19 protein-coding genes and 1 pseudogene are annotated in these 19,640 nt (G+C 56.1%); 8 read left to right on the top strand and 12 right to left on the bottom strand.

The genetic code is table 11. The annotated features are described in order from the left end of the window. The first annotated feature begins 15 nt into the window (after positions 1–15). Positions 16–639: a hypothetical protein gene (locus I9188_RS19405; RefSeq protein WP_209599722.1), complete on the top strand. Its 624-nt coding sequence runs from the start codon at positions 16–18 to the stop codon at positions 637–639. 406 nt (positions 640–1,045) lie between these two features. Here I9188_RS19405 and I9188_RS19400 read toward each other — a convergent pair whose 3' ends face one another. From I9188_RS19400 to I9188_RS19375, 6 genes are all read right to left on the bottom strand, one after another. Continuing rightward, on the bottom strand, positions 1,046–1,678 hold the full coding sequence (locus tag I9188_RS19400) for a tyrosine-type recombinase/integrase (RefSeq protein ID WP_209506283.1): 633 nt from the start codon (positions 1,676–1,678) through the stop codon (positions 1,046–1,048). A gap of 212 nt (positions 1,679–1,890) precedes the next feature. Then, positions 1,891–2,649, bottom strand: a complete 759-nt coding sequence (locus I9188_RS19395; RefSeq protein WP_209506285.1) for an SDR family NAD(P)-dependent oxidoreductase — start codon at positions 2,647–2,649, stop codon at positions 1,891–1,893. A gap of 18 nt (positions 2,650–2,667) precedes the next feature. Continuing rightward, a complete protein-coding gene (locus I9188_RS19390; protein WP_010442232.1) occupies positions 2,668–3,489 on the bottom strand; it encodes an ABC transporter permease in 822 nt (273 codons plus the stop codon). 7 nt (positions 3,490–3,496) lie between these two features. Continuing rightward, positions 3,497–4,348, bottom strand: coding sequence for an ABC transporter permease (locus tag I9188_RS19385; RefSeq protein ID WP_209506287.1), 852 nt, complete (start codon positions 4,346–4,348; stop codon positions 3,497–3,499). A 38-nt stretch (positions 4,349–4,386) separates the two neighbouring features. After that, positions 4,387–5,550 (bottom strand): spermidine/putrescine ABC transporter substrate-binding protein, encoded by a 1,164-nt coding sequence (locus tag I9188_RS19380; protein ID WP_209506289.1) that lies wholly within the window; start codon positions 5,548–5,550, stop codon positions 4,387–4,389. Between the two features lie 34 nt (positions 5,551–5,584). Continuing rightward, positions 5,585–6,685, bottom strand: a complete 1,101-nt coding sequence (locus I9188_RS19375; RefSeq protein ID WP_245220561.1) for an ABC transporter ATP-binding protein — start codon at positions 6,683–6,685, stop codon at positions 5,585–5,587. A 153-nt stretch (positions 6,686–6,838) separates the two neighbouring features. Here I9188_RS19375 and I9188_RS19370 point away from each other — a divergent pair, with 153 nt between their 5' ends. From I9188_RS19370 to recO (I9188_RS19360), 3 genes and pseudogenes are all read left to right on the top strand, one after another. Beyond that, positions 6,839–7,606, top strand: coding sequence for a helix-turn-helix transcriptional regulator (locus I9188_RS19370; RefSeq protein ID WP_348540359.1), 768 nt, complete (start codon positions 6,839–6,841; stop codon positions 7,604–7,606). A gap of 236 nt (positions 7,607–7,842) precedes the next feature. Further along, complete coding sequence (locus I9188_RS19365) at positions 7,843–8,046, top strand: hypothetical protein (RefSeq protein WP_058283652.1); 204 nt, start codon at positions 7,843–7,845, stop codon at positions 8,044–8,046. Positions 8,047–8,400: 354 nt separating this feature from the next. Further along, positions 8,401–8,586: pseudogene (gene recO / locus I9188_RS19360) on the top strand (DNA repair protein RecO); the annotation flags it as partial. A 724-nt stretch (positions 8,587–9,310) separates the two neighbouring features. Here the strand turns inward: recO (I9188_RS19360) and I9188_RS19355 are convergent. After that, positions 9,311–11,266, bottom strand: a complete 1,956-nt coding sequence (locus tag I9188_RS19355) for a DUF3604 domain-containing protein (protein WP_209506292.1) — start codon at positions 11,264–11,266, stop codon at positions 9,311–9,313. 340 nt (positions 11,267–11,606) lie between these two features. Between I9188_RS19355 and I9188_RS19350 the strand changes: the two genes are divergently transcribed. The 3 genes from I9188_RS19350 (at position 11,607) to recO (I9188_RS19340) (ending at position 14,573) form a co-directional block, all read left to right on the top strand. Beyond that, positions 11,607–12,431, top strand: coding sequence for a peptidylprolyl isomerase (locus I9188_RS19350; protein WP_209506294.1), 825 nt, complete (start codon positions 11,607–11,609; stop codon positions 12,429–12,431). Beyond that, positions 12,428–13,426, top strand: coding sequence for a HupE/UreJ family protein (locus I9188_RS19345; RefSeq protein WP_209506296.1), 999 nt, complete (start codon positions 12,428–12,430; stop codon positions 13,424–13,426). Before I9188_RS19350 ends, I9188_RS19345 begins: the two co-directional genes overlap by 4 nt. A gap of 421 nt (positions 13,427–13,847) precedes the next feature. After that, a complete protein-coding gene (gene recO, locus I9188_RS19340) occupies positions 13,848–14,573 on the top strand; it encodes a DNA repair protein RecO (RefSeq protein ID WP_209506298.1) in 726 nt (241 codons plus the stop codon). On the opposite strand, the gene I9188_RS19335 is transcribed toward recO (I9188_RS19340), so the two are convergent. From I9188_RS19335 to I9188_RS19325, 3 genes are all read right to left on the bottom strand, one after another. Further along, complete coding sequence (locus I9188_RS19335; protein ID WP_209506300.1) at positions 14,557–14,949, bottom strand: META domain-containing protein; 393 nt, start codon at positions 14,947–14,949, stop codon at positions 14,557–14,559. The genes recO (I9188_RS19340) and I9188_RS19335 overlap by 17 nt on opposite strands. Positions 14,950–14,989: 40 nt before the next feature. Continuing rightward, positions 14,990–15,544 carry a hypothetical protein gene (locus tag I9188_RS19330; protein ID WP_209506302.1) on the bottom strand — a complete coding sequence of 185 codons (555 nt, stop codon included), beginning with the start codon at positions 15,542–15,544 and terminating at the stop codon, positions 14,990–14,992. A 251-nt stretch (positions 15,545–15,795) separates the two neighbouring features. Further along, complete coding sequence (locus tag I9188_RS19325; protein WP_209506304.1) at positions 15,796–17,487, bottom strand: acyl-CoA dehydrogenase family protein; 1,692 nt, start codon at positions 17,485–17,487, stop codon at positions 15,796–15,798. A gap of 144 nt (positions 17,488–17,631) precedes the next feature. Here I9188_RS19325 and I9188_RS19320 point away from each other — a divergent pair, with 144 nt between their 5' ends. Continuing rightward, the gene (locus tag I9188_RS19320) at positions 17,632–18,396 is read left to right on the top strand and encodes a sulfite exporter TauE/SafE family protein (RefSeq protein ID WP_209506306.1); all 765 of its coding nucleotides are present in this window, start codon (positions 17,632–17,634) and stop codon (positions 18,394–18,396) included. A gap of 4 nt (positions 18,397–18,400) precedes the next feature. Here I9188_RS19320 and I9188_RS19315 read toward each other — a convergent pair whose 3' ends face one another. Together I9188_RS19315 and I9188_RS19310 are read right to left on the bottom strand one after the other, a co-directional pair. Further along, complete coding sequence (locus tag I9188_RS19315; RefSeq protein WP_209506308.1) at positions 18,401–18,946, bottom strand: hypothetical protein; 546 nt, start codon at positions 18,944–18,946, stop codon at positions 18,401–18,403. A 33-nt stretch (positions 18,947–18,979) separates the two neighbouring features. Further along, positions 18,980–19,366, bottom strand: coding sequence for a hypothetical protein (locus tag I9188_RS19310; RefSeq protein ID WP_348540358.1), 387 nt, complete (start codon positions 19,364–19,366; stop codon positions 18,980–18,982). Between the last annotated feature and the right edge of the window lie 274 nt (positions 19,367–19,640).

Genomic DNA, 19,640 nt, shown 5'->3' with positions numbered 1-19,640 from the left:
GGACAATCCGCGGAATTGGATCTGAACCTTGGTGACGTCCTGGATGCGCTCGATTTCGCGGCAGCCGGCCGGTACGAGGCTTGGAACGGGGATTTTGGGATCATCGTGGATGCAAATTATGTGGGGATCGAACTGGAAACCACTCTGCCTGGCCCTCTGGGCGCCGGGGTTAACGTCGACGTTCGTCAAAAATGGTTTGGTGTGCTTGGGGCTTACCGTATTTTGGATGGCGAATACGGCAGCAGCGGCCAGAGATATGCGATCGATCTCCAAGGTGGTCTGAGGTACAATTCCATCCGTCAGGAAATCGACGTAACTACCCCAGGACCGGGGAACCCACCTACGTTGGGCGGAGATCAGGGTTGGATAGAACCAGTCGTCGGCATACGCGGGATGTGGCGGCTAAACCAGAAATGGACTGGGATTGGGTCCTTGGAACTTGGCGGTTTTGGTGCCGGTGGAAATGACCTCCAGGTTGGTGCAAATGTTGGTTTCGACTATCAACCATGGGAAAAAACAGCGCTCACATTCGGGTATCGTTACTTTAGCGTTGACTATAGCGATACACTGAGCTCCGGTGAATTTGCCTATGACGTCGACCAGCACGGTCCATACATTGGTATCAAGTATTTTTTCTAACGAGCGGGCGTGAAACAAGTTCCATAAGAAACGAACTGGGCCGGAAACTCGCGCTGCGTCAGCTCTGTCGCTAGTCTGACCACGAGTCGGCGGCGTGTGCTTAATCGCGATGAAGGTCGATCTACGCCGGCATCAACTGCAATTGTAAAGCGCGGTTACCTCCGGCATTTGGTTGGCGAAAAAACTCGGTTTTGATTGTCTCCTCTGGGCTGCGGGATGCACGAACGGCTGTATTCCCCGCCGCGCCGCGACACCCAAAATTGAGCGTTCGCAGAGAAATCTACGCTTTTTGCGCGTGCAGCGCAAAAATACAATGCCCGGTGTGGGCTCGGAGCCGCCGAACGCTTTGATTTCGGGAATGGGCGGTCCCGGATGGCGAACGGCCAGAGCCATCCCAGAAGTTTGATCAGAGATCGATTTTTTCAGCAATGCTCAGCGCATCTTCGAGCTCGACGCCAAGGTAGCGCACTGTACTGTCCACCTTGGTGTGGCCAAGCAGGAGTTGCACGGCACGCAGATTGCCGGTCTTGCGATAGATCTCCGACGCCTTGGTTCGACGCAGAGAATGGGTGCCGTATCCGCTCGGCTCCAGCCCGATCGCGGTCACCCAGTCGCGGAGCAACCTTCCGTATTGGCGCGTCGAAATGTGTGGTCGGTTGTGAAACCGGCTTGGAAACATGAATGCACAACGGATCATCTCAGGAGCGTTCACCCAAGCCGTCACGGAATCGCGCGTGTTTTCAGTGAGTTCGAACTGAACCGGCTGACCAGTTTTGCTCTGGACGATTGTCGCGCGCTCCCGAACACGCTCGCCACTCACAAGGTCTATCACTTTCAGCCGAACCAGATCACAGCCACGCAGCTTGCTGTCGATAGCGACATTGAAGAGCGCCAGGTCGCGCAGATTGCCTGCCAGTTCCAATCGTGCGCGGATTGCCCAAACCTGTTTTGGCAGGAGCGGGCGTTTCTGGCCGATGATGCGGCCTTTGTTCCAGGCGCGGCGCTTGGGAGTGGTTGCGGGAAGTTGAATTCTAGGCATGGTTTAGCCTCCAACCCTCCCTCCAGGCCCAGACATCAACACCGTGCTGACGGGCGATTCTACCATCCTTTGTGAATGTCAGGTTTCAGGAAGCCGCAGGTCGGAGGAATGCCACATGAGCATTCGGCGGCTTCGAGCCCAAAGCAAACTGAAATGTGCTCGCCAAAATGAATTGCAGCGATAGACATTCTCTTGAGCGGTCTAACCCATCACTAAATGCATTCACCGCCATCGATAACCAGGGCTTGCCCCGTCATAAAAGCGGATTCATCTGAAGCTAAATAGACGATCCCATGGCCAATCTCTTCAACTGTCGCCCACCGGCTCATAGGGATCGCTTGCTCAATGTAGCTTTCCAATTTGGCGCGGCCACCCATCTGCTTTTCGAAGCCTGCATTGAAGGGCGTGTCTACAAATCCAGGACAAAGGGCATTGAAACGGATTGCATGGACAGCGTAGTCGGCTGCCATCTGCCGAACCATCGCAACAGCTGCGTGCTTTGTGGTCGCATAGGCAATCATACCCCGGTCGTATTGAACCCCAGAATTTGAGGCCGTGACGATCACGCTGCCTCCGCCCTGTGATTTCATATGGGGGACGGCTGCACGCGCGGCAATGAAGTGGGCGCGGACGTTCAATGCCCATGAAGCATCCATTCCATCTGGTTCCACCTGTTCCAGTGTTCCTTCGATCTGCAACCCAGCATGAGAGTGCAACACGTCAAGCCGACCGAAGTTTTTAACTGCTTCGTCTATGGTTCTGGTAAGGGCATCGTCATCGGTCACATCAAGCTGTATGGCAGATGCTTGATTTCCCTGCGCTACGATCGCGGCCACAGTGGCTTCAGCAAGTGTTGCATCGCGATCGGTTACCACAACATGCGCACCCTCTTGTGCCATTGCCATTGAACCCGCCCGACCAATTCCTGATCCCGCGCCCGTCACGAGCGCGACCTTACCTGCAAGCCGCATGTCACTTGGCTCCTTTATTTAATTATTCGATTTTGAGGCGCCTCGGCGCAAAAGCAGCTGCGCTGCTACGAGCAACAAGAGCGACGCGCCCATAACCATAGTGCCGATGGCATTGATCTCGGGTGTTACGCCGCGCCGGATGGATGAGAATATGTAGATTGGCAGGGTTGTTTCTGAGCCAGCTACGAAGAACGCGATGATGAAATCATCAAATGAGAAAGTGAAGCTGAGCAGGAAGCCTGCCAAAATTGCCGGTGCTATCAACGGCAGGGTCACCTGTCGAAAGGTGCCCCAGGGCGTCGCAAAGAGGTCAGCCGAAGCTTCCATGAGCGCGCGGTCCATACCCGATAGCCTTGCACGTACGATGATTATGACCAGCGCCATTGTGAACATGGTGTGGGCGGCGACAAGCGTGGGCATCCCCATGGAAAGTTGCGGGGGATTTGCTCCATCGGGCCATAGGCTTGCAAGAAGCGGGTTTAGCCAGCCGAATACGGTGACCAGGGCAATGAGTGTCGCGATGCCGATGACGATACCGGGTATCATTATCGCAATATAAATCATCGCATCAAACAAAGTTCGGAGCCATCCCTTAACCCCTTGTAAAGCGATGGCCGCCATGGTTCCGAGAGTGGATGCGAGGCAAGCAGTTATGAATGCCGCAAGCAGACTGGTCTCGAGCGCGTCCATTACAAATGGGTTGTTCAGCGCTTTGCCATACCATTGGGTCGAGAACCCCATGAACTGGCTTGCGTGTCGTCCGGCATTAAAGCTGAAAAGCGCGATGATGCCGATTGGAATATATAGAAAAAGGTAGACGCAAATTGCGTATAAGCGCATCGGATCCTCACATCAGCGAGACATCTTCGCGCTGGCCACCCAGGCGCGAGATGAATTTCATGTAAATTGAGACAGTGACAAGCATTACGACAACCAGAGTCATTGCGACCGCCGATCCATACGCCCAGTTCCGAGACTGCAGGAACAGGTCCACCAGCGCATTTCCGACGAAAAAGACCTTTCCGCCGCCCAAGATCGCTGGGATCAGAAACTCGCCCATTAGCAAGATGAAGACCAGCATGCAGCCAGTTGCGATACCAGGTACCGACAAAGGAAGTGTCACCTGACGGAACGTACGCCATGGGGTAGAGCCGAGATCAGCCGATGCTTCCAGAAGGCGTTTATCCAGTTTGTCCAAGCTTACAAAAATCGGGAAAACCATCAGAGGTAGATACCCATAGACAATCCCGACAAGCACAGCGAGCGGCGTATTTATCAGGCGGATATCATCGATGCCGATCGACTCCAGTAAAGCGGGCAAGCCTCGCCCCCCAAGGATGAAAATCCATGCGTATGACCGGATCAAGATCGATGTCCAGAACGGCACGATCACCAGGATCAACAGCGAAGTTCTCCACTTTGGTGAACACCGCACCGCAAGAAAGTAGGCGAGCGGGTAGGCAATTACCAACGCAGCGATAGTCCCCAGAGGTGCAAGGATCAAGGTGTTCTTAAACGCCGTCCATCGCGCAGGAAGGTTGGCATATTGTTCCAACGTGAACGCTGGAACGTAGCCTCCGGCGGCACCCCGTTCGCCAAAGGAAAAGACGAAGACGACCAGCAGAGGAAGGGCAAGCATTACCAAAAGCCATATTCCTGCTGGAGCCAGCAACAGTGCTTTTCTGCCTCGTTCGGTCATTTTGTCCTCGTCTTTTCCGATATTGGCGGCCTTGCCGCTTAGGCCGACTTGAAGCGGGCGAGCAACTCGGCGCGGTTTGGATCGGTTAGCGTAGCCGCCGCGCCAAACTCGAGCGCATTCAGAAGGTCAGCTGCCGGATAAAGGATCGGATCTTCCAGCAATTCCTTCGGCAGCAACGCATTGGTGCGAGCATCAGCCGATGGATAGCCATGAGCGAGGACTTCTTTCGCATTAACTTCCGGATTCAGCAGGAAGTCGATCAAGGCATAGGCGGCATCCAAATGGGGCGCGCCCTTCGGAATGGCATAATAATCCGACCAGAGTTCACCGCCCTCGGCACCCAGAACGTAGGCGATTTCAGGCATGTCGACGTTCATCTGCTTTCCGTCACCCGTCCAGCACATGGTCATCCAGGCGTCACCGTTGCGCATCGGTGGCTGATAGTCAGACGAAATTGCGAACAGATGCGGCTTAGCATCAAGCAACAATTTCTCAGCATCCGCCAGTTCCTTCTCATCGACCGAGTTGAAGGAATAGCCAAAATACTTCAGTGCATTACCGATAGTGGTGAGTTGGTAATCGTGCACCATTGTACGCCCTGAGTAACCCGCCATAGTCAGGTCCCAGAACTCTTTCCATGTGGTTGGAGTCGGAGCGCCATCAAGCTTGCTGGTATTCACTGCAAAGCCGGTCGTGCCCCAGTTTTTCGGCACTGCGTAAAGCTGGCCACCGACAGAACCAGCATCTGAAAAGCGCTGTTCGAATGAACCTGCGTCGTAGTTTGGCAGTTTGGACGTATCGAGCGGAATGATCAGATCTTCGCCCACATACGTAGTGATCGTGTAATTGGTTGGAACGAACACGTCCCAGCCAGAGCCTCCGGCCTGCAACTTTGCCAACATCTCTTCGTTCGAGCCAAAAACATTGACCTGAACATGGGCGCCGGTGGCTTCCGTGAAGGCTTCGAAGTTCATCTCGTCATGGTAGTTCGGCCACGTGGCGAGGATCACTCGGTCGCCAACGTCTCCGGCAGCAAATGCCGGGCGTGGACGCAACCCAGGCATGGCCGTGCCCAGAACGGCCGTTGCCATCCCAAGACCTGTCACGCCCAAAAAATGTCGCCGGGTGACCGAACCCTTTTGGTACCGGCGAAGCTCTTCCATGAACTTTTGCTTGGAAATAGTCCCGTTATCATTGGTCATCGTGAACCTCTCTTTTGTTGGATTGCGGGATTTGTTATTTTTCAAGGATCAGCAGTGCGCCTTCGCCCCATGAGACAAAGGCTTGCTCTCCTGCATTGAACGTCCCCTCGTTCAATTCCGCTTGCCTTGGCACAAGCACGTGGAAATCACCCAGTGCTTCGTTGCGCGCAAGGTATTCTGTGTGCTCCCCAAGGAAGATCCGATTTTTAATGGTAACTGGCAGAGCAATTTCAGCTGTGGGTAGCGCGCGGGTCAGCGTGATCTGTTCAGGACGGATGCTGACGCACACTTCCTGCCCTACATCGATTGGGGTCTCCGGATCTCCGTGCACCTTTTGGCCGCTTGCTAAACGCACAGTGATTTGGTCGGTTACTGCGTCAGTTACGGTTGCATCAAAGAAATTCGAGGTGCCAACAAATCCTGCCACATAGCGGCTGCGGGGCATGTCATAGAGTTCGCGTGGGCTGCCTACCTGCACAATACTGCCGCCTTCCATCACACAAATTCGATCGGACATTGAAAGCGCTTCTTCCTGATCGTGCGTGACGAGGACAAAAGTTATTCCCAGTTGTCGCTGCAGGTTCTGCAGTTCAAACTGCATTTCTTTTCGAAGCTTTCGATCCAGAGCAGCCATTGGTTCATCGAGCAGCAAAAGCTTGGGCTCGTTTACGATCGCACGCGCCAAAGCGACACGTTGCTGCTGACCCCCAGACATCTCCCAGATTCTACGTGGGCCAAACCCACCAAGACGGACAGTTTCTAGCGCTTGCTCAACCTTTGTCGCTATTGTTTTTTTGTCTACGCGTGGTCGTTGTTGGCGCAGGCCGTACGCGATGTTGTCGAACACACTCAGGTGAGGAAAAAGAGCGTAGTGCTGAAACACCATGTTGACTGGGCGATGGTGCGCATCCAAGTCGTTGACGACTTCGCCATCGAGCAACACCTGACCTTCGGTTGGTTTCTCGAAACCCGCCAGCATTCTAAGTGCAGTGGTTTTGCCGCAACCAGATGGGCCTAAGAACGACAGGAACTCTCCTTTCCTAATGGAAAGATTCAGGTCTTTGGCAGCAACCACATTCCCGAAGGTCTTGGTCACTCCGCGGAGTTCTGCAATCGTCTGCATGGTGACGCTCATGTCAAAGCTCATATACTGCCGTTTTCCTTTTGCTTGATTTTTTGGCATTTATTGGCATACCACTCAAACAGGGAAAAAGTAACAATAACTCCGATTAGTTGTATATACCACAATTGGGGTATAGAGCTGCTTTTCGAAAATCTGGAGCAGCGTGTGTACGATTGGATGGAAGAGGCCGGCCGGGTCGTGGAGAAGATTGGAACCCCGGAATTTCCATGTGCTTTGGCAGATGGCTTGCGGCAGGTTGCACCATTCGATTTTACAGTAGTATTTGGCCATGTCGGAACCGAAGCACCAATAGACCTTCACGACGATTTTCCCAAAAGCAAGCGGCGTATTTTTGTTGAGGACTACCAAGCCGGACCCTACGTGCTTGATCCATTTTTTTTGGCCGCGACAAAACCGATAACACCGGGTCTGTACCGCATGCGTGATATCGCACCGGACAGGTTCTATCAGGGCGAATACTATCGCAGCTATTACAAAAGGACTGGGTTAGCAGAGGAGATTGGCTACTTTATCGATATCCCAAGCACTGGGATGGTTGTGGTCTCCCTCATGCGTGCAGAGAAGCCTTTTTCAGCCAAGGAAATTCGTCATTTGCTCGCTCTATGGCCGCTCGTTCGGGCAGCCTGTTGCAAACATTGGAGTGGCTTTCCAACGATGGCCCGCGGCACCGCAGCGAATGGCGTTAGTCGTCGCGTCGATCTTGCATTCCAGGCATTTGGCGATGGCGTTCTGACACCACGAGAAAGAGAAGTCGTTGAGTTCACGTTGAAGGGCCATTCGGCAGAAGCTGTCGGCACAATTCTCGGCATCTCTCCAGGCACAGTCCGCATCCACAGACGCAACATTTACGCGAAACTTAGGATCAACTCGCAGGGTGAGCTTTTTTCAAAGTTCATTGAAAAGGCACTTTAAAAGGTTCCTTGAACACCCACTTTATCCGTTTTGCCGACCTTGCTACCTTGTGACCCGGAAAACACCAAACATTTGGACGGCACTGTCTGATAGCCAAGGAACCCAAAGGGAGAGGGTTGGGACGCCCGGGACCCATGTTGGGCTAAATTAATACCCGAAAACGCTTTCGGGCCATTGTCTATCTAACCGGATCAGCCGTTTTAAAAATGGCGTCAAGATACGAAAGGCAAAATTTCATGGACGCACCAGTTATCCAGTTGATTTTTATGCTCATCTTGCTGGTTGTCGTGATCTGGCTTTATATCCTGCCGATCACGATGGCAGGGCGGCGCAACCGGTCTGGTTTGATCTGGTTCCTGATCGGTCTGGTTGGATCACCCCTTTTGGCTATTCTTTTGCTGCTGGCTCTGGGGGATGCACCCGAACAACCAACAACCTAATTTTGGGACGATACCATCTGACACTCAAAAGGGCTTAACCGGAGGGTATCTGGACGCTCGTGAGCCATAACGTCCTGCTCAGCATGCAATAAGGGTGCCAATTGAGACACTATACTTCCGGAAGTGAAGACAACTAATCCTTCTCACTCTCCACAACCGTGTACTGTAAACCCAAGGTCGGCCGATTTGATTGGAGAACCACAGACCGCTTTGTCCGCATAGATGCCCAGCCCCCTGCCGTCGGACCAAGCGTTTCACCTATCTTTCCGCGTTTTATGTGTAAAACCATTGCAGAACGGACCCCTTCACGATTTTCTGGGAACGCCACAACTTAATCACCGACAGGACCCCGAATTGGACTGGCGCGATCACGGCATACTACTGACCTCTCGCCGCCACGGCGAAACCTCGGCGATTATCGAGATCTTTACCGAATCCCACGGGCGTCATGCCGGTGTGGTGCGGGGCGGGACAAGCCGCAAGATCGCACCAATCCTGCAACCCGGCGCGCAGCTGGATGTGCTGTGGCGCGCGCGGATACCATCCAGATCGACAAGGCGATCAATCGAGCGCAACAGGTGATCTTAGGGAAAATGATCCACAAAAGAGAAATACCGCCTGGGCTTCCTGCTTCGGCCCCATCATCGCTCAGTCCTCCCATCCTCGGGGAGAATTGAATCAGCGACTTACCTCACGATCAAGCAAGAGGTTTTCAACGAAAAACCCAATCCGACCGAGCGGAAATCACAGATTTCGCTACTGCAGCAGGCCGGTCGCAAAGTCCAATCAGGTACCATCGCTGTCTCACAGCGATGAACGCGGACGCTCGCATTGCTCGCGGCAAGCGTTACTGGCTATCCATTCATCTCCAAATGGGGTGCGCTCAGCGATCTGTTGTCAAACGCCGACGTGGTGCTGGTACTCGTCGCGCAGTCTTTGAGCTAGGTCTTCCACGTTTATGACTTGACCGAAATCCACTATTCTGACGATTGACCCGGCCTCAAACTCCTCGACCGTGACTTCAAAGGGCAAGAGCAAACCCACATTGGGCCTGCGTTCACTGTCCGGAATGCAAGTTTGGGGTTGCTTGCCCCAAGAATTGAATAGCTGTGAAAGGCTTCCCAAGCCACTCCACAATATAGCTTGTCGAGGTCGATGCGCGAAAGGACCCCGAAGCCTTCTTCCGCAAGCGCTGCGATTGCGTTCTCGACCGCTCCGTCGAACGGGTGGTCGAGGGTTACTGTCATCCCAATTTCACCATCCGTCAGCCTGCCGGTGTGTACCATATGGGAGATGTGTAGGCACGCTCCTGCTGAGATGTCGGTGCGCCTTCAGGAATCTCGATCCCGTAGCGATAGGCATCGTAGACGTACCAAGGCGGTGTGGGGATCTCCAATACTCGGACGTAGTAGAAGGCTGGGCGGGCGGGATCGAAGTCCGGGTCGGTCCAGATCGTCGCAAGTTCGGATGCGCCGATCGAGTTGGCCCAGCTCGCCGTTGCCACATCCACCGTATCGCCTACCGCAGGCAGCTTGCCATCCGCGCCGGGGACGCGCCCGTCGGACCAGGCGACGTCGTAGACGGCTTCGCTGGTCGTGCCATCCTCATTGAGCCAGCCCTTCACGACCTGGATGCGGTCAAGGTTGGCTCCGATTGGATCCCTTAGCGCGGCCACCATGAATGTCGGCGCCTCGGCCCCGTCGGGCGCAGCGGACAGGTCGGCGCCCATGGGCACGCCTTTCGAATACCCGACGGTAGACGGAATACGAGAAGCCAGGTCGGCCTCGTCAAAGTTCCAACCGCCGAAGAAACGAACCGATATTCTGGGGCCGGTCGTGGCATAGACTTCCTTGCGCGCCATGGCGTCGAAGATGCTTTCGCGAGTATTCTCCTCGGCCCAGACCGCCGTGAGACCGGCGGCGACCATCTGCCATGCGAAAAGCTCACCGTTTTCGTTCTTCATGAAAGGGTGTTGTAACCGCTCTGCGGACGGCTCGTAGCCGGTGTGCTTGCCAAAGAAATTCTCTTCTTCGGCGGTCACAAGACCTGTATGACTGTCTGTCGCCCCGCTGAAGCCAAACTTGTAAGGATTTGTTCCGAATTCTGCTTCCAGGGCCAGCCCGCTCTTCAACGCTTCGCGAGCATACTCTCGCGCGAGCATATCGTCGGTTTTGGCTTCAGACAGATCGAGGTTGCCTACATCCCAGTTGTAATAGTCGGCAAACTCGTCATTCGGGCTGAGAAACGGGTGTGCCTCACCGTCGCCCTTGATCTGCGTAATTTCATAGAGCGGTTCCCATCTGGCTCGGGCTTCCACATATTCCTGCGTGACGGGGGATCCGTCGAACCGGATGTCGATTGGAAACATCACCCCGTTGGACAAGTTGCCATTATGTGCGAGCGCCAGAACCGCGCCGTTGGTTTTTTTCTCGTAGTCCTCGAGATAGGCGTAGAGATCCATCGGATCGGGACTGCCCCAGGGCGGCGTCATCACCATGGGTACGATCTGTCCAACGCGATCCGGTCCATCACGGAAGATCACGTTGCGATGCATGTTGTTCCCCGCCACGAGTGAGGTCCATTCGAACCCGAGCATCGGAGTGAAGATGCCGGGCTCGTAGAAGCGCTCGGCGGTCTTGAGGTTGTCCGACCAAATCGTTGCGAACCTTCGCGAGCCGGGCATGTAATTGTTGAACATTTCCTCTTCGATGGCGCCCTGAGAAACGCTTCCGATCAGGTCAAGCGCTGTATCCACTGCTGTCTGTCCGCCCGCGCGGAACCCATCGGACCAACGCTTGCCCTGTTCATAGCGCGTAACCGACGGATTGCCTGCAAGGGCGTCGAAGATCATGCCCATACCGTCCGAGTGATCTGCAATAACCAGCCAGTCTAATGGGCGCGACAAGCGAACAGGCTGGCCAGAGGACGCGGTGATTTCTTCCCCGCGCGCAAAACGATAAGCATCCTCATGGTCAAGGCGCGCACCGAAACCTCCGGCGTCCATAGATTGTCCCGTATGAAGATGCGTCTCACCCCAGAGTGGTCGTTCCGGGAAAGTTCGACCAGCATAGGGCGAATAGGCCGGCGCTGGATAGGTATCGGCGAGCTGTTCCGAAGTTGGGGTCCATTCCTGCGCATGGGCTGGCATTGCCGTAGTGAGGACAGTCGTTGCGAGCAAGGCAATCGCGTTTTTTACGGCGGCGTGTCTCTGCTGTTCCATGTCTTCTCCTCCCAACGCTTCTGTTTTAGCATAAAACCATATTTTAGCGGTTTGGTCGAACAGTCCCCATGACCGAGATCAAACGGACGTCGTGATTGGTATAGAGATTTGGCGCGGGCAATCCGGCCTGATTGAGGGCGCCCGTTTGGTGCCAGAGCTTCCGTACCACGATACCCTTGTTCATCGTAGAATGCATGGAATCCGGCGGTAAGGGTCGCGAGGTTAGCAATTGTATATGTGTCAATATAAGTTTGGTTTTGTGTAATAGCTTGCAATCGCATCGCCGACCGTAGAGCTTACCTTTTCGTGGCAACTGATACCCGAAGGTCTGATGATACGCATGCGCACGCTTTTTCTTTCTCCGCTTGTCCATTTCTTCGCGCTTGGTGCCCTGATCTTTGCCGTATACACGGCGATCGAGGATGAGCCAGTTGCGCTCAGCCCCGATATGATCAGCTTGACCGAGAGCGAGGCAAGCCGACTAGTGCAGAACTTCATTGCCACCTGGAACCGCCCCCCAACGATCCGGGAGTTGGAGAACTTGATGCAATCGTGGGCGCTGGAAGAGGCCCATGTCCGCGAGGCGCTGATCCTCGGACTTGATCGGGGCGACGTGGTTATACGCCAGCGATTGAACCAGAAGATGAAGTTCCTCGCAGAATCTGGCGCCGCGATGGTGGAACCGGATGAGGACATGCTTCAGACGTATCTGGAACAAAACCCGGAACGGTTCACGCAACCCGCTCGAATGGCTCTGGAACAGATCGTTGTGCCCGGAGATCGGGATACCTCCGAGCTTCTGGCGCTGTTGGAGAACGGTGCCGACCCGGCGACGCTGGGACAGGCTACTCTACTGCCACAATCCTTTCCAATGACGCCTGCACCGGTGATCGACCGCACACTCGGAGAGGGGTTCCACGAGGCGCTGGCGGACCTGCCGGTCGGAAAATGGCAGGGTCCGGTCGAGAGCGGCTATGGCCTGCATCTCGTTCGGGTAATCGAGAGAATGGACGCCGTGCTGCCACCGCTGTCCGAAATCCGCGACCGCGTAAAGGCCGAATGGTTCGCGGCTGAGACAAAGAAGATGCGCGAAAGCTTCGGTCAGGCACTGCTGGATCGTTACACCGTGAGCTTGCCCAACGCCGAAGAAGTGTTGAAAAGATGAAAAGGTTTCTGGTACCTCTGTTTGCCATTTTCGCCATTTGTCTGCCGGGATACGCGCCAGCCCACGCGCTTGATCCAGGGTATCTCGAACTCGCGTCCATGGGGCAGGAGCGCTGGCGCGTGACCTGGCGCGCACCTGACGTGAACGGTCGAAAGATGCCCATAGAGGCTCGCCTGCCAGCGAACTGTTCACATGAGCCGTCTCCGTCACCGTCCTTTGATGGACGTGCCTGGACAACCGGATGGATCGCCACCTGTCCAGGAGGCCTTGAGGGCGGTGTGATCGAGATCGTCGGGCTCGAGCAGACCAGCACGGAAACCCTGGTGCGGTACGAATTGGAACCCGGACAGACGCAGGTGCGTCGCCTGACGTCGACCGAAACCGCATTCACCGTACCTGAGAATCCTGGGTTTCTCGACATCCTTTCGAGCTACGTAGCGCTCGGAGTGACGCACATCCTCGAAGGCCTCGATCACCTGCTTTTTGTCTTCGCGCTTGTGCTGCTGGTTCGCGATCTCAGTCGGTTGTTATGGGCGATCACGGCATTCACCGTTGCACACAGCATCACGTTGGCTTCGGCCACTCTCGGCTGGCTGAACATTCCTCCTCCACCTGTCGAGGCAGTGATCGCGCTCTCAATCGTGTTCCTCGCTTATGAGCTGTCGCTTTCACCGGAGAACCGTGACCCGTTGGCCACGCGTTCACCCTGGATCGTCGCTTTCTCTTTCGGCTTGATACATGGCCTGGGATTCGCCGGGGCGCTGAGAGAGATCGGCTTGCCTGATGGGGACATTCCACTGGCTCTGTTTGCCTTCAACCTCGGGGTGGAGCTTGGTCAGGTTCTGTTTATCGTTGTGGTACTGACCATTGGGTTCGCGGCCCGGCTTCTATACCCGGCGATAAAGGAGCAAGCGGTTCAGCTAGAACGCGTGACAAGTTACGGCATCGGTAGTCTAGCCGCCTTTTGGGTGATTGAACGAATTGCGGGATTTTGAGCGAAGCTCGAAGAAGCTACCAAAAAAGCCACTGGCGCAAACCTTCGCCCGCGAATACCCATCCAATCTGAATCGGTAGAACTCAACGACCGGCGCAATCTGCACCCGTTCTAGGTGCCTATCAGATCAAAATAAAACCAAATGGCCGGTTCCGGTCGGCTTCAATTGAAGTGGTCGGGATGACCGCTCTCGGGAAATCAGCTGCAGTATGACGAGACATCCTTGCATCGTGCCTCACCCGGCTTCCCAAGTTTGCTGCATCCGCATAAGGCGGCTAAGTCCCACTTAGATTACTAGCCCCCTGCGGTAGGACCAAGCGATTGACGTATCTTTCCGCGTTTGATGTGTAAAACCATTGCAGAACGGACCCCTTCACGATTTTCTGGGAACACCACAACTTATTCACCGACAGGACCCCGAATTGGACTGGCGCGATCACGGCATTCTACTGACCTCTCGCCGCCACGGCGAAACCTCGGCGATTATCGAGGTCTTTACCGAATCCCACGGGCGTCATGCCGGTGTGGTGCGGGGCGGGACCAGCCGCAAGATCGCACCAATCCTGCAACCCGGCGCGCAGCTGGACGTGCTGTGGCGTGCGCGGCTGGAAGAACATATCGGCACCTTTCAGGTCGAACCCCTGCGCTCGCGCGCGGCGGCGGCGTTTTCCGGGCGGCTGGCCCTGTCCGGGCTGAACGCCGTCGTGTCGCTTTTGACCTTCTGCTTGCCTGAACGGGAGGCGCACCCCGCGCTATATACCCGGACCGAACGGTTGATGGACCTGCTGGGACAGGATGAGATCTGGCCGCTGGCCTACCTGCGATGGGAGCTGGCGCTGCTGGACGAGCTTGGCTTTGGCCTTGATCTGACTGCCTGCGCCGCGACCGGCACAACCGAGGGGCTGATCTATGTGTCGCCCAAGACCGGGCGCGCCGTCAGTGCCAAAGGGGCCGGGGATTGGGCAGACAAGATGTTGCCGCTGCCACCCTGTCTGCGGGGTGAAGGCACCGCGCCGGATGCCGAGATTGCCGAAGCTTTGCGCACAACCGGGTATTTCCTGAACCGCCGCGTCGCCCCTGCGCTGGGGCATAACCCTTTGCCCGAGGCGCGCGCGCGGTTCGTGGATCAGGTCACTCGGCGGCTGTAAACACCATCTCGTGCCCGTCCTCATTGCGCAGGATCAGCACATCGCCCGACACTTCGGACTGGGTCATGGCCAAAAGGGCGGCGAAATAGACCCCTTCGGCCTCAAGCCCGGCGCAGGCGGCCCGCGTTGCTCTCAGGTCCTGAATTTCGAACCACGGGTAGGGCGCGTTCAGCGTGCCGTCATAGCCGTTGCAGGGGGCATTTCCGGCGATCCTGCCCTCTTCTGGGAACCAAAGCAGGGCGCTGGCGGCAAAGGGCTGTCCGTCGATCTCCTGCAACGCCCATGTCCGGTCTGCCGCGCCATAGGCGGCGACGGTTTCATCCCTGTCGCATTGAAACAGGGCCATCAAAGGCAGGGTCAGGATCAGGCGTGTCATGGCAGGGTTCTAGCGTATCAGCCCTATCGGCGGAACCGGGTCAGTAGGGCAAAGACCCGTTCAGAAGCCGCTCGCGCACTTCCAGCCGGGGTGCCCAGTTGTATCGCGTATCCTCGCGCACCGGCGCCCAGAACAAGGCACCGCTGTAGCGCCAGGGGTCCAGGATAATGCCATCATACATCGTGTCCCCCTTGGCGCTGATCGATGCCGAATGGTGGATGATGCGCAGCGGGGTCGGCGGCGACGTGGCCCAATGCAAATCCAGCGTCCGGAAATTTTCCTGCCGCAGGCGTTTGGTCATGGCTTCAGCCCAGTCATTGCACAGACCCTTTTCGCGGAACCCGTTGATGATCTTGGCATTGTGGATGATCGCCGGGTCGGTGACGTTCCAGTCCTGCTTCAGCTGCTGCGAATAGGCATAGGCAATCGTGGCCGCTTGCTGTGCCTCAGCCGGATTAACATCTGGCCCAAGCGCCTGGATCGACTGTGCCAGCGCATCAATATCGTTCCGGCTCACCGTCGGCTGCGGGGTGGTGCAAGCCGACAGAGCAAGAGCCGCAAGAACAGCACACATGGCAAGGAAAGAACGGGTCATGCGGTTTCCCAAAAGTTATTTTTCCGTCTCGTGTCCGGCTGATGCTCTACCGGTGAAAGGGGCGGGATCAAAGGGGGAAGTTTTGAAACACGTGGGTCATTTGTGACCGCCACGCGGGCCACGAGGGGCATTGGTATGTTTTGTACAAAACGTACTCTGCATGGTTCGGACCGCGTACAGATTGTACAATACAGGAAAAAGACCCGGCGCAAGCGCCGGGCCAGTCGGGGAAACAGGACTGCCGGAATGGGTCACCCGAGCAGACGCCGTGCGATGACCTGTGCCTGAATTTCGGCAGCCCCTTCAAAAATGTTAAGGATACGCGCGTCACACAGAACGCGGCTGATCTTGTATTCCAGCGCAAAGCCGTTACCGCCATGAATCTGCAACCCGTTATCCGCCGCAGCCCAGGCCACACGTGCACCAAGCAGCTTCGCCATACCGGCCTCAAGGTCACAGCGCTGGCCGTGATCTTTTTCCCATGCGCTGAAATAGGTCAGCTGACGCGCGATCATGATCTCGACCGCCATCATCGCCAGCTTGCCGGACACGCGCGGGAAGTTGATCAGAGATTTTCCGAACTGCTTGCGGTCGATCGCATATTGCATGGCGATGTCCAGCGCACACTGTGCCACGCCGATGGCGCGGGCGGCGGTCTGGATGCGCGCGCTTTCGAAGGTTTCCATCAACTGCTTGAAACCTTTACCTTCTTCGCCGCCCAACAGGTTCTCACCCTTGACATGGAAGCCGTCAAAACCCAGCTCGTATTCCTTCATGCCGCGATAGCCCAGCACCTCGATCTCGCCACCGGTCATGCCGGGGGTGGGAAAGGGGTTCTCGTCAGTGCCCGGTGTCTTTTCCGCCAGGAACATGGACAGGCCGCGGTGGTCGGTGCTGTCGGGGTTGGTCCGCGCCAGCAGGGTCATCACATGGGTTCGCGCGGCGTGGGTGATCCAGGTCTTGTTGCCGGTTATCTTGTAATCGCCATTCTCATCCTTGACCGCGCGCGTGCGCAGGCTGCCAAGGTCCGAACCGGTGTTGGGTTCCGTGAAAACGGCGGTCGGCAGGATCTCGGCGCTGGCGATCTTTGGCAACCACTGTGCCTTTTGCGCGTCGGTGCCGCCTGCGATGATCAACTCGGCCGCAATCTCGGATCGGGTCCCCAGCGAACCCACGCCGATATAGCCGCGAGACAGTTCCTCGGACACCACGCACATCGACGCTTTGGACAGGCCGAATCCACCGAACTCCTCGGGGATGGTCAGGCCGAAAACGCCCATTTCCGCCAGTTCTTCAATGACTTCCAGCGGAATCAGTTCATCCTTCAGATGCCAGTCATGCGCGTTTGGTTCGACCTTTTCCTGCGCGTAGCGGCGGAACTGGTCCCGGATCATCTCAAGCTCTTCATCCAGACCGGACGCGCCGAACATCGTAGCTCCGGCCTGATCCTGCATCAGTGCAACCAGACGGCTGCGCGCAGCCTGAGAATTGGCCCGCGCCATCAGGGTCTGCACTTCGGTCGACTGAAAGCCCGACAGCGCATCCCAGCCAAGGCCCAAATCCTGAAGACGCACCACCTCGCCCTGGTTCATCGGAATACCGCCCGCGACCTGGTGCAGATATTCACCAAACGCGATCTGGTGCAGCAACTGCTCGATCTCGCCAAATTTGCCTTCGGCTTGCAGCGCTTCGGCCCAGCGCTGCATCTGTTGCAGCGACTGAGAATATGTCGCCAGCCAGGCCAGACCATGCGCAGCAGTCTGATTTGCTTCGATCAGTGCGCCAGAAACCCGGCCCTCGGCGGTCACCATGCCACGCACGGATGCGCGGGCTTTTTCAAAAACGGCGTCCACAGCAGGCACGGCGGCCCGCGTTAAGTCCAGAAGATCGGGCAAAACTGCATCAGTTGTCATTTGGGTCATATCCTGTCCGTCATGGGCCATGAATCGCGTCCTTTCCTCGGTCGTCTGGTCATATCATGCTGCACGTGCAGCGCAACAAAAATACTCATTTTACTGCTAGAAAGTTCAAAAATTACCTTATCATTTTTGCAATGCAGAAGAAAATCCAGATGATATCTAGAAGGCATGGACCTGTTTTCCCTTCTGTCGCCGCAAGAGCTGTTACTTGCCATCGCCGTTGCCTTTGCCGCCGGATGGGTCAAGGGCATGGTTGGATTTGCCATGCCCATGTTGTTTGTATCTGGCCTGAATTCGTTTCTGCCGCCGGATCTGACCCTGGCGGGGCTCATTCTGCCGACCCTTGTCACCAATGGCGTTCAGGCTTCTCGCGGGGGCGCCAGCGCCGCACTCAGCTCCATTCGCCGGTTTCGGGTTTTCCTGGTCGTTGGCGGTATTTTTCTGGTGCTGAGCGCACAGCTGGTTACGCTGGTGCCCGGCTCGGTCTTCCTGCTGCTGATCGGCGCATTCGTGTCCTTCTTCGCCCTTGTGCAGGTTCTGGGTGTCAGGCTGGTGCTAAATCATCCATCACCCGGTGTTGAGGCTATTGTTGGCGGTGTGGCAGGGTTCGTGGGTGGCATGTCGGGCATCTGGGGTCCCCCCACAGTTGCTTACCTGACGGCCTTGAATACCTCGAAGGCCGAGCAGATCCGAATTCAGGGCGTCATCTATGGATTGGGCGCGGTCATGTTGCTGTCCGCGCATGTCTGGTCCGGTATTCTGCGCGTGCAAACGGTTCCGTTTTCAGTAATCCTGATCGTTCCTGCGATGCTAGGGATGTGGGTTGGTTTGAAACTGCAGGATCGCATCGATCAGGCCAGCTTTCGCAAGGCCACGCTGTTCGTTTTACTGGTGGCGGGATTGAACCTGCTGCGGCGTGGCCTGATGGGCTAAGGCGCTAGCCCGGTCGCCTGTCGGCAAATCGGAACGCGAAGTAGAGACCCAGCATCAGAAAGAACAGGCCCGAGATGTCGCCGATCAGGAACGCGATGTATTCAACCGTTGCACTGCCAAAGACCAGATTGGTCAGGCCAGAGACCAGAAAGGATGTGGCTATGCCCACGCCCATAACGCAAATCCAGCAGGGTTTGCGGTTCGGGTTGGGGAACAGGTCCCATCCGACAGCCTTGAGCAGATAGAAAACCGCAGGTACCGTCAGGACTGCGACAGCAATTGCCAGCAGGCGGGTGGGCAGGAAAACATCCGTTCCCGCCAGATAGGCAAAGACGATGAACACACCCGGCAGCAATGCAAATACTGCGCGCCACCCCAGCAGCCAGGCCGACAGAACCCGGACGCCATGCGGCAAAAACAGCAGGCTCGCCCGGCTTGGGTATTCCGGAAAAAACACGTTCTGCATTGGCATCAGCACAGCGAAGGTCAGTATCGACGCAAGCACGTAAGCCAGTGAAGCCGCAAGGGTGTCAGTCGCCCAGCCGCGCATCGCAATTACCGCATCGTGCGCGCACGGGGCGCATCATCTGGGGGCATGAACGATGTACCGCCCGCGATTGGCGCTGCCGCTTTGCGAAAGATAGCCTTTTTCAACCAGCGATTTCAGCGCGCGGAAAAAAGTTGGGCGCGAAATGCTTTGAACCAAAGTATGCTCGATCAAACCGAACGTACGCACTTCTTGAGTGGATTTTGAAAGCTCTTCCGCGGCGTAGTAGATGTCGCGCTCAACCGGAGATAGTTTTTCCAGCCCAAGCGTCCGCTCCATGCTTTGCATCAGTTTGCGTAGTTCGGTGAGTTTCGAGATTTCCGTCATGGTGTTACCTGTTGTTTTCTGTGCCAACTGCGGCCTGTCCGCGACCATTTGAACCACGCCGATAGCAATACCAATCAGCCAGTCCCATGTTGACACTCATCCCCGTTTACTTAGACTAGAAGCCTGATTAGGTTGCTCAATTCAGCGTTGTGAGTGTGCGCATATGAGCTTCCACAAAGTCCTTTCAGTCAGTGCCCGGCGCGAATGTGCCGGGCTTTTTCGTCTCAACAGTAAATATGCCTAGCGCAGATCGCACTTTGAAACAACGCACTTGTATGTGCATTTAATGACATACAACTATAAGATGAGTATTTGGTGGGCAGCTAAGGGAGCTGCGGATCGGCAAAAAGAAAGGGGCCCAGCGGCCCCT

It is taken from the genome of Ruegeria sp. HKCCSA071 (assembly GCF_017872555.1).
GTDB lineage: Bacteria > Pseudomonadota > Alphaproteobacteria > Rhodobacterales > Rhodobacteraceae > Ruegeria.
Note: the sequence above shows the minus strand (reverse complement) of the source record. Positions and strands in the feature narration are given on the sequence as shown.